Annotated in this window: 12 protein-coding genes and 1 pseudogene; all 13 read right to left on the bottom strand. The window is 73.4% G+C overall.

What is annotated here, in order from left to right; translation table 11 throughout:
• Positions 1-477: pseudogene (locus F9B16_RS03400) on the bottom strand (LLM class flavin-dependent oxidoreductase); the annotation flags it as partial.
• The gene (locus F9B16_RS03395; protein ID WP_151538318.1) at positions 474-1,691 is read right to left on the bottom strand and encodes an acyl-CoA dehydrogenase family protein; all 1,218 of its coding nucleotides are present in this window, start codon (positions 1,689-1,691) and stop codon (positions 474-476) included. The pseudogene F9B16_RS03400 and the gene F9B16_RS03395, both read right to left, overlap by 4 nt.
• The gene (locus F9B16_RS03390; RefSeq protein ID WP_192808604.1) at positions 1,688-2,971 is read right to left on the bottom strand and encodes an acyl-CoA dehydrogenase family protein; all 1,284 of its coding nucleotides are present in this window, start codon (positions 2,969-2,971) and stop codon (positions 1,688-1,690) included. The genes F9B16_RS03395 and F9B16_RS03390 overlap by 4 nt, the downstream gene beginning before the upstream one ends.
• Positions 2,968-4,920, bottom strand: a complete 1,953-nt coding sequence (locus tag F9B16_RS03385) for an acetate--CoA ligase family protein (protein ID WP_151538316.1) — start codon at positions 4,918-4,920, stop codon at positions 2,968-2,970. The genes F9B16_RS03390 and F9B16_RS03385 overlap by 4 nt, the downstream gene beginning before the upstream one ends.
• Positions 4,917-5,723 (bottom strand): enoyl-CoA hydratase/isomerase family protein, encoded by an 807-nt coding sequence (locus F9B16_RS03380; RefSeq protein ID WP_151538315.1) that lies wholly within the window; start codon positions 5,721-5,723, stop codon positions 4,917-4,919. Before F9B16_RS03380 ends, F9B16_RS03385 begins: the two co-directional genes overlap by 4 nt.
• Before the next feature lie 95 nt (positions 5,724-5,818).
• Positions 5,819-6,949, bottom strand: a complete 1,131-nt coding sequence (locus F9B16_RS03375) for a thiolase C-terminal domain-containing protein (RefSeq protein WP_151538314.1) — start codon at positions 6,947-6,949, stop codon at positions 5,819-5,821.
• Positions 6,946-7,389, bottom strand: coding sequence for a Zn-ribbon domain-containing OB-fold protein (locus tag F9B16_RS03370; protein ID WP_151538313.1), 444 nt, complete (start codon positions 7,387-7,389; stop codon positions 6,946-6,948). Before F9B16_RS03370 ends, F9B16_RS03375 begins: the two co-directional genes overlap by 4 nt.
• Positions 7,386-8,330, bottom strand: coding sequence for an SDR family NAD(P)-dependent oxidoreductase (locus tag F9B16_RS03365; protein ID WP_151538312.1), 945 nt, complete (start codon positions 8,328-8,330; stop codon positions 7,386-7,388). Before F9B16_RS03365 ends, F9B16_RS03370 begins: the two co-directional genes overlap by 4 nt.
• Entirely contained in the window at positions 8,314-9,543 is a 1,230-nt protein-coding gene (locus F9B16_RS03360) for an ABC transporter substrate-binding protein (protein ID WP_151538311.1), read from the bottom strand. Before F9B16_RS03360 ends, F9B16_RS03365 begins: the two co-directional genes overlap by 17 nt.
• Before the next feature lie 102 nt (positions 9,544-9,645).
• A complete protein-coding gene (locus tag F9B16_RS03355; protein WP_151538310.1) occupies positions 9,646-10,644 on the bottom strand; it encodes a branched-chain amino acid ABC transporter permease in 999 nt (332 codons plus the stop codon).
• Entirely contained in the window at positions 10,641-11,522 is an 882-nt protein-coding gene (locus F9B16_RS03350; protein ID WP_151538309.1) for a branched-chain amino acid ABC transporter permease, read from the bottom strand. The genes F9B16_RS03355 and F9B16_RS03350 overlap by 4 nt, the downstream gene beginning before the upstream one ends.
• A gap of 10 nt (positions 11,523-11,532) precedes the next feature.
• Positions 11,533-12,246, bottom strand: a complete 714-nt coding sequence (locus F9B16_RS03345) for an ABC transporter ATP-binding protein (protein ID WP_151538308.1) — start codon at positions 12,244-12,246, stop codon at positions 11,533-11,535.
• A complete protein-coding gene (locus F9B16_RS03340) occupies positions 12,243-13,001 on the bottom strand; it encodes an ABC transporter ATP-binding protein (RefSeq protein WP_151538307.1) in 759 nt (252 codons plus the stop codon). Before F9B16_RS03340 ends, F9B16_RS03345 begins: the two co-directional genes overlap by 4 nt.
• Positions 13,002-13,017: the final 16 nt, after the last annotated feature.

Raw genomic sequence — 13,017 nt, 5'->3', positions numbered from 1 at the left:
CAGGGCGCGCAGCGTCAGCGGGTCGCGGCCGGCGCCGCAGATGACGCCGTCGGCGGCGCGTCCCGCGACCGCCGCGGCCTTCGGCCCTCCGGCCGCGACCAGCAGCGGCGTGGCCGGGGAGGCGTCGCGGATCTCCCGCAGGGTCCGCTCCAGATGGTCGAGGGAGGCGGGTGCGAGGCCGAACGTGCGGACGGCGGAGTCACCCCGCCCCATGCCGATGACGAGGCGTTCGCCGAACGTCCGCGCCGCGCAGGCGTGCACCGACACGTGCCGGGTCACCGGGTTGGTGACGCTGGTGAGGACGGTGAGGGCGTTCGTCGCCGAGGCGGCGTCGGCGCACGCGGCGTACAGCTCGCCGTAGTTCGGCGAGTCGCCGATGCCCAGCCCCCACAGTCCGCGGCGCTCGATGCGGCTCGCGAGGGACCTGGTCAGTTCCCGGTCCAAGGGGAGCCAGTTGACGCACAGCCTGAGCCTCATCGCCGCTCCCCTCCCCCGCCGGCGACGTCCTTCCAGGGCAGCGAGCGGCTCGGGTCGGGATCGCGCGGGAGGCCGAGCGCGCGCTCGGCGACCTGGTTGCGCAGCACCTCGGACGTGCCGCCGGCGATGGTCTTGGCCTGCACCCGCAGGAACGCCCACCGGTTGGAGCCCGCCCATGAGTCTTCCGAAGGGTGGGCGACGGCGCCCAGCCCGCCGAAGTCGACGAAGGCCCGCTGGAGGCGCTGGGTGTGCTCGGCCTGGAGGATCTTGTTGAAGGGTCCTTCCGGCGGGACGCGCCCGGCGGCGCGCTCCACCGCCATTCGCCGATTGTTGAGCTCCACCAGGCGGCTCTCAATGAGGATCTGGACGGCCTCGTCGGCCTGGACGGGGTCCAGCCGGCCGCGGTAGTGCTCGATCAGCTCGTCGACGCCGCGGCCGACGACCGAGCCGGGCGGCGCCGCGCCGACTCCCGACCCGGCTCGGCGCTCGAAGGACAGCACCGTCCGGACGACCTCCCAGCCGGTGCCGGGCTCGCCCAGCCGCTGCGCGTCGGGGACGGCGCAGCGGTCCAGGCGCACCTCGAAGAACTCGTGGTCGCCCGTCATCTGGCGGATCGGGCTGATCGTGACGCCGGGCGCGGACATGTCCACGCAGAAGCAGGTCAGGCCGGCGTGCTTGGTCGCGTCCGGATCGGTGCGCACGAGGGCGAGGCCCCAGGAGGCGCGGTCGGCGCGGCTCGTCCAGATCTTGGTGCCTTCCAGCACCCAGCCGTCCCCCTCGCGCACCGCCCGGGTGCGGACGGCGGCGAGGTCGGAGCCCGCCTCGGGCTCGCTGAACAGCTGGCACCACAGCGCCTCGTTGCGGGCGATCGACGGGAGCAGCCGCCGCTTGAGCTCCGCGCCACCGAACCGCAGGATGGTCGGGCCGACCCAGGCGGTGCCGATGGCGCTGGACACGTCGCCGATGAGCCAGCGCCGCAGCTCGCGGCGGATCTCGACGGCGTCGTCGGCGGCGAGTCCCCGCCCGCCGTACTCCGGCGGCCACTCGGGGGTGAGCCAGCCGTTCTCGGCGACCGTCCGCACGGCGGACGCCCCGTGCTCGGAGGCGGCGTACTCCTCCACGCGCGCGGTGTCGCCGTCGCGCACCGCCTCGGCCCATCCGGCCGGCAGGCGTTCCTCCAGGAGCGCGCGGAACTCCTCGACGGGCGTGCTCATGAGGTCGGGATCCGCTGGCTGACGCGGCGGTCCAAGACGATGGAGGCGAGCATGTTGCGCATCACCTCGGTGGTCCCGCCGCCCATGGACAGGCCGCGCCCGTCGCGGAAGAACCGCTCGAGCGGCCACCTGCGCGAGTAGCCGCGGGCGCCGTGCAGCTGGATCGCCTGGTTGGTGACGCGCTGGACCATCTCGCTGGAGTACAGCTTGGCCATTACCGTCTCGCGCTGCGGCGGGAAGCCGTCGGTGTTCGCGCGGGCGGCGCGCCAGACGAGGGTTCGCGCGACCTCCACGTCCAGGGCCATGTCGGCGATCATCCACTGGAGGCCCTGGAAGTCGGCGAGCGGCCGGTCGAACTGGCGGCGCTGCTTGAGGTGGCTCACGCTGGCGTCCAGGGCGCCCTGCGCGATGCCGGTGCACATGGCGGCGTTGCCGCACCGCTCCGGGTTGAACTGGTTCACCAGGATCTCGGCGCCGCGCTTGGAGTCCGGTTCGGGCATCACCAGCACGTCCTGCGGCTCGATGCGGACGCCGTCGAAGCGCAGCGTGCACTCGGCGACGCCGCGGATGCCCATCTTAGGGTCGACGTGGGGTTCGGCCATGCCGTCCGGACGCCCCTCGATCAGCACGGCCCCGATGCCGTAGGGGCCCACCGTGCCGGGCGCCCGGCAGAAGACGATGATGGTGTCGGCCTCCCGGCCGCCGGTCACCCAGCTCTTGTCACCGTGCAGGCGGAAACCCGACCCGTCCGGGCGCAGCTCGGCCCGCAGGTCCGTGCCGGCGGTCCCGGCGCCCGGCTCGCTCATGGCGATGGCGAAGTGCCGGGTGCCCGCGGCGACGCCGGGCAGGAGCCGCTCGCGCTGCGCGTCGTTCCCGAGCACGTGGATCGCGCGCCAGGGTCCGTTGAGAAAGGGCTGCACGGCCATGGCGCTGGACGTGCACACGCGGGCCAGCTCCTCCACGACCAGGCATCCCTCGAACAGGCCGCGCCCCTGGCCCCCGTACTCGGTGGGGACGGTCAGTCCGAGCAGCCCGGCCTCGCGGGCGGCGGCCAGCGACCGCTCCGGGAATTCCTCGCTCTCGTCCCAGTGGGCGGCGTAGGGCCTCAGCTCGGTCTCGGCGAGATCGCGGGCCAAGGCGCGCGTCCGGCGCTCCTGCTCCGACAGCCGCGACCAGGAGGCGTCGGCGTCGCCGGGTTCCGCCGGGACGGGGACGGGGTCCCAGACGTCGCGGCGGGCGTCGAGAAGCGTGCGGTCGCGTTCGATGTACTGTTCGGTCACTTGATTACCCTTGCGTCGAGAGCGATGAGTCGGTTGCCGGCCTCGACCAGCGGATTGCACTCGACCAGTCCGAGGCCGTGCCGTTCGGCGAGGCCGGCCAGGGCGGCGGCCGTCCCTGCCAGCAGCCGGGCGAGATGGCGGTGGCGGGGGCCGCCGCGGGCGAAGACCTCCTCCTCCAGCCGTTCCGCGAGGTGGTCGGCGGTGGCGGAGGCGGCCACCGTCACCGTGCGGCCGATCAGCTCGACATGCCCGCCGCCGAGCCCGGCGACCGCGACCAGCCCGAAGACCGGATCGCGGCGGACGCCGGCGATGAGCTCAGGGCCGGCCCGCAACTGCCGGGCGACGATGAGAGACGGCGCGTGCTCCAGCAGTTCGCGGGCCGCGTCCGCAGCGCCGGCGGCGTGCACATCGAGGCGCACCCCGCCGCGGCCGGCCTTGTGGGTCTCGGCGGGCAGGTTCGCCTTCATCACCACCGGCCAGCCGAGTTCCTCGCCTGCGGCGGCGGCCTCCTCGGGGTTGGCGGCGGGTCGCCAGGGCGCGACGTCGATCCCGGCTTCGGCGATGAAGCGCAGGCTGGAGGCGGCGTCGGTGTCGGGCATCGGAAGGTCGGGCGCGGGTGTCCGGTCCAGGCGCTCGCCGGGCGCCGTCGGACGGCTGGTCACGGCGCGCAGCGCGGCGCAGGCGGCGTCCAGGCCCGGCATCACGGCCACGCCGGGGGCGGCGGCGTCGCGGGTGACGGCCGGGTCGCCGTCGAGCACCGCCGTCACGACCGGGACGTCGCCGCCGGCGCCGGCCACGTCGGCGGCCTGCTCGGCGCGGCCCACGAACAGGACGGCGTCGACGTCGCCGGAGCCGGCCAGCACCCCGGTGACCGAGGCGACCCGGTTGGTGTCGCCGATGACCTGCGCCGTGACGTCGACCGGGTTGGCGGTCGAGGCGTAGTCCGGCAGCAGGGCCGCGAGCCGGTCGCGGGTCGCCTCGCCGAGCGGGGCCGGCCGCAGGCCGCGCAGCGCCAGGAGGTCCGCGGCGACGACGCCGGCGCCGCCGGAGCCGGTGACGACGCCGACGCGCCGGCCGCGCGCGGGCTCCAGCAGGCAGAGCCCCGCCGTCGCCTCGACGAGTTCGCGGTCGGAGTCGACGGCGACGGCGCCGTACTGGCGGCACAGCTCGGTGACGATCGCGTGGTCGGGGCTGACGGCGGCGGTGTGGGACCGGGCCGCCCGCGCCCCGGCCGCCGACGAGCCGCCCGCGAGCAGGACGACCCGCACTCCGCCGTCGCGGGCCGCGCCGAGCATCGCCTCCAGCGCGGCCCCGTCCCGGACGTTCTCCAAGTACAGGGCCAGCACGCGGGGCCGATACGCCGCGGAGACGATCAGCTCGCGGCCGATCTCGCAGGCGCCGAGGTCGCTCTCGTTGCCGGTGCCGACGAAGCCGTCGACGTCCAGGCCGTAGCGGCGCGCCAGCCGGACCAGCCGGGCGCCGAACGCGCCGCTCTGGGACAGCAGGATCGCGCCGCTGCCCTGCCGACACCCGGTCATGTCGTCGAACGCGGCGGCGAAGGTGAGCACGGCGCGGGCCGGGGCGTAGTAGAGGCCGACGGAGTTGGGCCCGACGATCCGGGTGCGTCCCGACGCGGTGGTCAGCGGCCCACCGCCGACCTCCTCGAAGCCGGACGAGTAGACGATCACGTGGGCCGCGCGTCCGTCCAGGGCCGCCAGCACCTCGGGCACGGCCGCAGCGGGGACGGCCACCACCGCGACGTCGGTGCCGTCCGGCACGTCGCCGGCTGTCCCGGCCTCGATGACCTCGCCAGGGAAGCCGGCGTCGCGCAGGTGCCGCAGGGTCCGCGCGCCCAGCCCCTGCGGCCGCGACAGCGAACCCACGATCGCGACGCGTCCGGGCGCGAGCAGCCGGGTCACGGCCGGGCCGGGCTCCGGTGCCGGCGTCATCGCAGTTCCGCCGGGATCTCGATCGACTTGGAGGTGCCCCAGCGCGGCTTCTCGCGGGCCTTGAAGGCCGCGATGCCGCGGACCGTCTCGCCGAGCGTGCGGATCCAGTTGAGCGTCCGCCGCTCGTAGTTGTAGGCGTGCAGCCGGTCGTTCTGCTCCAGGAACTCGTACATGAGCCGCTTGGTGGCGGTGACCGAGGCGGGCGCGCAGTGGTCGGCGATGTCGCGGGCGACGGCGAGCGCCTCGGCGAGGACCGCGTCCGCCGCGGTGAGGCGGGTCGCGAGGCCGAGCCGGTGGCCCTCGGCCCCGGTGATGGTCCGGCCGGTCATCAGCAGGTCCATCGCGGGCGCGAAGCCGATGAGGCGCGGCAGCAGCCAGGTCGAGTTGCGGTCGGGGATGATGCCGATGCGGTTGAAGGAGAACGCCAGCCGGGCGTCCTCGGCGACCACCCGGATGTCCCACTGCATGGCCCAGGTCAGCGCGACGCCGATGGCGTCGCCGTTGATCGCGCCGATGACGGGCGTGGCGAGGTTCCACGGCGCGGCGCCCGGGTCGGCGAGGGTCTCGACGCCGTGCGCGCCGCGCTCCCGCCAGTCGATGTCCAGGTCGGCGCCGACGCTGAACCACGCGTCCCGCCCGGTGACCACGATGGCGCGGATCTCCGGGTCGGCGTCCAGGCCCGCGAGGGCGGCGCCGAGCTGCGCCCCCATCAGCGGGGTGTAGGCGTTGCGGCGCTCCGGCCGGTCCAGGACGACGACCGCGACCGGGCCGTCGATCTCGGTCGCCACATGGCGTTCCGTCATCCGCACTCCAAATTCTATTCAGTGAAATTCAATTTCATTGAGTCGTTGTCACCGTAAGGTGGCGCAGGGACCGCGTCAAGCGTCGCGGCGCCACGTCACCCGCCCGCGTCCCACCCCAGGACCAGCACCGATGCGGTGGTGAACATCCCCCCGAAGCCGAGGACGGCGCTCACCTCCGCGTCCCGCACCTGCGTCGCGGCCTCCCCGCGCAGCTGCCGGACCGCCTCCTGGATCGCGAACATCCCGTACATGCCCGTGTGGGTGTAGGACAGGCCACCGCCGTTGGTGTTCACCGGCAGGCTTCCACCCGGCGCGGTGCCGCCCGCGGCGACGAGGTCGCCGGCCTCCCCCGGTTCGACGAAGCCCATGGCCTCCAACCCCATGAGGGGCAGATGCGCGAAGGCGTCGTAGCACATGACGTGGTCGACGTCGCCGGGCCCGAGCCCAGCCTCCTCGAAGGCGTCCGCCGCCGCCCGCGCCGCCACGTCGGCCCGGGTGAAGTCGGGCATCTGAGCGATCAGCGGCGCACCGAGCGCCTCCCCCGCTCCGAGCACGGGAACGGCCCGTGCCTCCGCGGCGCGCTCGCCTCCGGCCACGACCAGCGCCCCGCCGCCGTCGGTCACCAGGCAGCATTCGGGAACGTGGAAGGGATGGGCGACCAGCGGTGAGGCGAGCACGTCGTCGACCGACAGCGGCTCGCGGCGCAGCGCGCGCGGCTCGCCCGCCGCCCACCGCCGCTGCGCCACCGCGACGGAGGCGAGGTGCTCCGCCGTCAGCCCGTAGGTCTTCATGTAGCGCAGCGCCGGGAGGGTGAAGCGGGTGAACGGGGCCCGGGCACCGTAGGGCATCTCGAACTGGCCGGGGAGCGACGCCGGGTCGGGAGGGCGCGGCGGTGACCCGACGCGCGAACGTCCCGACTCCCCGTGCGTGACCAGGACCGTCCGAGCGTGGCCCGCCCTGATCGCCGCCACCGCGTGGCGCACGTGCAGCAGGAAGGAGCAGCCTCCGACGTTCGTCCCGTCGATCCAGCGCGGCCGGACGCCGAGGACGTGCGCGACCTGCCGCGGGTCGAACGCCCCCGCTATGCCGTCGATCTCAGCGGGCGACGTCCCGCAGTCCGCGAGGGCGCGGCGCGCCGCCTCGACGTTGAGCTCCAGGACCGAGGCGTCCGGGACGCGTCCGAGCCGCTCCGTCTCCGCGGCGCCTACGATCGCGACCGGGGTCATCCCTGCACCCCCTCCGCAGGCGCGAAGACCGGGAGCGCGTACCCGCCCCGTTTCTCGAAGGCGACCTGGAGCGGCATGTCCAGGACCAGCGACTCGGGCGTCGGCTCGATGCCCGAGATGCCGGTGAGCATCCTCGGTCCCTCCTCCAGCTCCACCACCGCAACGGCGTAGGGCGTTCTCTCGGTGAAACCGCCCTCGCCCCGGTGCACGATCACGTACGAGTAGAGGCGGGCGCGTCCGGAGGCCGCGAACCACCCGGTCGCACCGGACCCGCACTCAGGGCAGCAGTCGACGGCGCCGTGGAACGCGGCCGAGCACGACGAGCACCGACGCAGCGCGAGCACACCCGCTGCCGCCATCTCCCAGTACGGCGCGGTCTGCGGAGTCGCGACCGGCTCCGGCAGAGGCTGACGCGAGCGGGACACCGGAGTCCCCGTCATGCTCGTACCCGTTCGGCGCCGGACAGGTCGGCCTCCGGGCGGGCTCGCTCCAGCAGGCGCCTGACCACCTCGTCGACCGCGGCGGGGTCGTCCACCGGGTCGCCGGACGGGCCGGCATGCCAGCCCTCGGCGACCGCGAGCCTGCGGCCCGAGGTCAGGAAGACCCGGCCGGTCACGCCGTCCGACAGCCGGGACGCCAGCCAGGCCACCACCGCGGCCGGCCAGCGCGTCGACCGGGCGTCGTCCTCCGGCTCGGCCCCGCGTCCCGGGATGGTCGCGGTCATGCGGGTGGCGGCGCCGGGCGAGATGGCGTTCGCCGTGACCCCGAGGCGCTCCAGCTCCATCGCCGCGACCGCGGTGAACGCGGCGACGCCCGCCTTGGCGGCGGCGTAGTTCGCCTGACCGGAATTGCCGAACAGCCCGGACACCGACGTCGTGTTGATCAGCCGTCCATGCACGGCGCCCGCGGCGGCCCGCTCGCGCCAGTGCCGCACCGCCCAGTGCGCGGTGGCGAAGGCGCCCTTGAGGTGCACCCGCACGACCTCGTCCCATTCCCGCTCGGACATCTTCGCGATGGTCCGGTCGCGCAGGATGCCCGCGTTGTTGACCAGGACGTCGAGCCGGCCGAAGGCGTCCACGGCCTGGGCGACGAGCGCCGATGCGCCCGCCCAGTCGGCGACGTCCGCGGTGCTGAGGACCGCCGTCCCGCCCGCCGCCGTGATCCGTTCCACGACCTCCCGGCCGGGCCGCTCGTCACGGCCGGAGCCGTCCACGGCGGAACCCACGTCGTTGACCACGACCAGCGCGCCGCGGGCGGCGAGGTCCAGGGCGTAGGCGCGGCCCAGGCCGCGCCCGGCGCCGGTCACGGCGCAGACCCGCCCGGCCAGCACGGTCGGCCCCGCCGGCCCGGCCGGCCCGGCCGCGTCAGCCCGCGGAGGCATCGATGATCCCGCCCTTCAGCTCCCACGTCCTGCCGTCGAACTCGCGCATCACGCTCTGCTGGATCGGGAAGTAGTCATCGGGCGAGGTCTGCACCTTGATGCCGTCCAGCAGCAGCGGGACGGTGAGCCCCTGGATGTTCTTGGCGGCGGTCATCAGCCCGTCGCGGGTGGGCTCCTTGGTCTGCTCCAGGACGTGCTGGAGCGTCATCGCCGCCGCGACCCCGTAGACCACGCCCTGGTCGTCGACCTTGACGCCGGCCGCGGCGTACTTGCCGATGATCCGCCGGTACTCGGCGACGGCCGGGTCGTTCGCGAGCGCCGGGTCGGTGGTGACCTTGAGGTAGGCGGTGCTGACGATGCCCTTGCCCAGGTCGCCGCTCGCGGGCACGACGGCCGTGCCGGAGCTGCCCAGCAGGTGCAGCGGGTGCCAGCCGAGCGACGCGGCCTGCTTGATGGTCTGCGTGGTGAACTTGTCGATGCTGAAGTCGGCGAGGGCGTCGGCGCCGGCGTCCTTCAGGATCGACACCTGCCGGTTGACGGTCGCGTCGGTGAGCTCGTAGCTCGCCTCCTTGACGATCTGCGCCGCCTTGGCGCCGAGCCCCTCCTTGAACCCCTTGAGGTAGTCCTTGCCGTAGTCGTCGTTCTGGTACAGCACGCCGATCCTGGCGTTGGGCTTCGTCTTCGCCAGGTACTGGCCCATCGCCTTGCCCTGGGACACGTAGTCCAGCTGCCACGGCATCGTCCAGGGGTACTTCTGGTGGTCCGCGCCGAAGGCGCCGGCTCCGCCCACGAGGAACAGCTGCGGGACCTTCTGCTGGTTGGCGTAGTCGCGGACGGCCAGGTTGGACGTCGTGCCGTTGGTGCCGTAGAGCGCGAAGACCTTGTCCTGCTCAACCAGCTTGCGGGTCTGCTGGAGCGCCACCGCCGGGGAGTTCTGACTGTCGTAGACCGTGTACTGGATCTTGCGGGTCTTGCCGTCGGCGAACCTGACGCCGCCCTTCTCGGCGTTGAGGTACTTGAAATACGCCTCGCTGCCGCGGGTGGCGGAACTGGTCACCGCGCCCGCGCCCGAGAGCGGGGTGAAGGCGCCGAGCTTGACCGAGTCGTCGTCGATCCCGGGGGCGTCCGCGCCGCCTCCGGAGCGTCCGCAGGCCGCCAGCGCCAGTGACAGTGCGGCGACGAGGACCACGCCGCCTCGCAGTTGCTTCCTCATGTGGATCTTCCCTTCCGTGCCTTACGGTGTGCCGGGCGTGCGAGGGCATGACTGACCTGCGCAGGCGCCCAGGGGGTGGGTGCTGCGTTCGGCGGGAGGCGGTCAGGTGCGGACGGGTTCGGAGCCCGTGCCGGACTCGGTGCGAACGGTGGAGCGCGGTGCGATCCGGGCCCGCAGGCGCCGGCCGAGGCGGGTCGCCAGACCCGTCACACCCTCGGGGAGCAGCAGGAGGAAGACGATGATGACCAGGCCGTTGACGATGCCGGGCGCCGTCTGCGAGATGTCCGTCGTATAAAGCGGCAGGTAGGTGAGGAAAACCGCGCCGACGATCGGGCCCCAGACTCGCCCGAGTCCGCCGAGGACGATGCCGGCGACGAGGTTGACCGACAGCAGCATGTTGAAGTTGTCGGGGCTGACGTAGCCGGTGACGAGGGTGGCGAGCGCGCCGGCGAGCCCGGTGAGCCCGGCGCTGAGCGCGAAGACGACCACGCGGACCCTGGCGACGGGGACGCCCATGGCGCCGGCCGCCGCCTCGTTGTCGCGCACGGTGACCATCGCCAGCCCGATCCTGCTCGTCACGAGGTTGCGGACGCCGAGGAAGACGGCGAACGCCAGGACGACCGCGACGAGGTAGGTCCACTGGTCGGTCGTGAGCGCACCCGGCGGGGCGGGCCGGGGCACGTTCACCCCGAGCTGGCCGCCGGTGAGGCCCTCGAAGTGCTTGAGCAGCTGCGGCAGCGCGATGGCGAGCGCGAGCGTCACCAGCGCCAGGCTGAAGCCGCGCAGCCGCACTGCGGGGATCCCGAGGACAGCGCCGACGGCGAAGCTGAGCACGAGCGCGATCGGCAGCGTCAGCAGGTGCGGCATCCCGGTCCGGGTGACGAGGATGGCCGTGGTGTAGGCGCCGATGGCGTAGAACGCGCCGTGCCCGAGGGAGAGCTGTCCGCAGTAGCCGACGAGCAGGTTCAGGCCCATCAGCGCGATCGCCGTCAGCCCGACCTGCGCGAGCAGGCTGAGGTCGTAGTCGTTCACGGTGAACGTGCACACGATCATCACCGCGAGGACGGCAGTGCGCGTCAGGGTGCTCGTGAGCGCGCTCATACCCGCGCCACCTCCTTCTTCCCGAACAGCCCGTCCGGGCGCACCAGCAGGACGATCACGATCGTCACCAGCGCGACGGTAAGGGACAGCTCCGTGCCGATGAACCCGACGTAGGTCGCCGTGAGAGCCTCGACGAGCCCGACGAGCACTCCACCGACGACGGCGCCGCCGGGCGAGCTGAAGCCGCCGACCGTGGCGCCGGCGAAGGCGTACAACAGGATGGGGAACATGAAGTTCGGTTCCAGCCCGGTCTGCGGGGCGACCATCACCCCGGCGACCGCCCCGACCACCGCGGACAGCCCCCAGCCGATCCCGTAGGCGCGTCCCACGTTGATGCCGGCGAGGCGCGCGGACGTCGGGTTCTGCGCGGCCGCCCGCAACTGGAGGCCGAGCCGTGACCTGCTGAACAGCAGGTACAGCAGCAGGAGCATGCCGACGGTCACCAGGACCATGCCGACGACCTGCCAGGACGTGGTGACCCCGGCGATCCGCAACGAGCCGGACGAGACCGGCCCGTCCAGCGTCTTCGGCAGGTAGCCCCAGACCAGCCCGGCCACGCCGTTGATCACCATGAACACGCCGAGGGTCACCATGACCTGGGTGAGGTGCGGCGAGCGCTCGACCCAGCGGATCAGCCCCCGCTGCAGGCCATAGCCGCCGGCCATCGACAGCGCGAGGGTGATCGCGACGGCGGCGATCCAGGGCAGGCCCCGGTCGATCAGCTCCCAGGCGACGAAGGTGGACAGCATCGCCATCTCGCCCTGGGCGAAGTTGGGGATGCGGGTCGCCTGGTGGATCAGCACGAGCGCGAGAGCCAGGCTGCCGTAGATCATGCCGCTGCCGACGCCGTCCAGGAGTGTTTGGACGAGTTGCTGCATCTGAATCTCCTTACAGCGCCAGATACGCGCGGCGGACGGTCTCGTCGTCCGCGAGGTCGGCGGCTGGGCCCTGCGCGGTCACGGCCCCAACGGTGAGGATGTAGGCGTAACCGGCCATGGACAGCGCCATCGAGGCGTTCTGCTCCACCAGCAGGCAGGTCAGCCCCTCCTCGGTCACGACGGCGCGCAGCGCGTCGAAGATCTGCCGGACCACCAGCGGCGCCAGCCCCATGGACGGCTCGTCGAGCAGCAGCATCCGCGGCCCGCCGGCGAGGGCCCGGCCGAGCGCGAGCATCTGCTGCTCGCCTCCTGACAGCAGCCCGGCGGGCTGGCGGCGGCGCTCCTTCAGCACGGGGAACAGCTCGTAGACCCGGCCCGTCTCGCGGCGTGCGGCGGACCGGTCGCCGTTCAGGTACGCGCCGACCGCGAGGTTCTCCTCGACGGTCAGGTCAGGGAAGGTCCCGCGGCCCTCCGGCACGTGCACGAGCCCGAGCCGGGCGATCCGCTCGGCACGCATGCCGCGCAGCGACGTCCCGTCGAAGGTGATCTCGCCCCGGCAGTCGGGCAGCAGCCCGGACAGGGCGCGCAGCAGGGTCGTCTTGCCCGCCCCGTTGGATCCGAGGACGGCGACGACGCCGCCGCGCTCGACCTCCAGCGACACATCGCGCAGCACGTCGACGGGCCCGTAACCCGCGGTCATGGCGCGCACGCTCAGCAGGGTCATGTCGGCGCCCCCAGGTAGGCCTCGACGACCGCGGGGTCCTCCTGGACCTCGGCGGGGGTACCCTCGGCGATCGTGCGCCCGAAGTTCATCACGGTCACGCGCCGGCATAGGCTCATGACCAGGCCCATGTGGTGCTCGACGAGCAGGACGGTCAGCCCGCGCCGCTCCCGGACGTCCAGGATGAGCTGCTTCAGCTCCGCCACCTCGGGGGACGAGAGCCCGGCGGCGGGCTCGTCCAGCAGCAGCAGTTCGGGCCGGGACGCCAGCGCGCGGGCCAACTCGACCCGCTTCTGGGTGCCGTAGGGCAGCCCGGAGACCGGCTCGTCGCGGACCTCCCGCAGGCCGATCTCCTCGGTGAGCTCCTCGGCCACGCGCCGTGTCTCGCGCTCCTCGGCCCGGACGCGCGGCGTGCGCAGCGTCCCCATGGCGAAACCCGCCCGGCCGAGCAGGTGCGCGCCCGCGATGACGTTGTCGAGCACTGTCAGGGACGGGAACAGCGCCAGGTTCTGGAACGTGCGGCTCAGCCCGGCGCGGGCGACACCGTGCGCGGGCAGCCCGACCAGCTGCTTCCCGCACCAGGTCGCGCTCCCGCCGTGCACCGGGTACAGCCCGGTGAGGCAGTTGAAGAAGGTGGTCTTGCCGGCCCCGTTGGGCCCGATGAGGGCGGTGACGGATTCGCGTTCGGCGGTGAGCCGCGCGCCGGACAGGGCCTTCACCCCGCCGAACTGCACGGTGAGGTCGCGGACTTCAAGCACGGCGGTTCCTCGGCGG

The organism is Actinomadura montaniterrae, assembly GCF_008923365.1.
In the GTDB taxonomy this organism is placed as follows: domain Bacteria; phylum Actinomycetota; class Actinomycetes; order Streptosporangiales; family Streptosporangiaceae; genus Spirillospora; species Spirillospora montaniterrae.
This window is presented reverse-complemented; position numbering and strand designations above follow the sequence as displayed.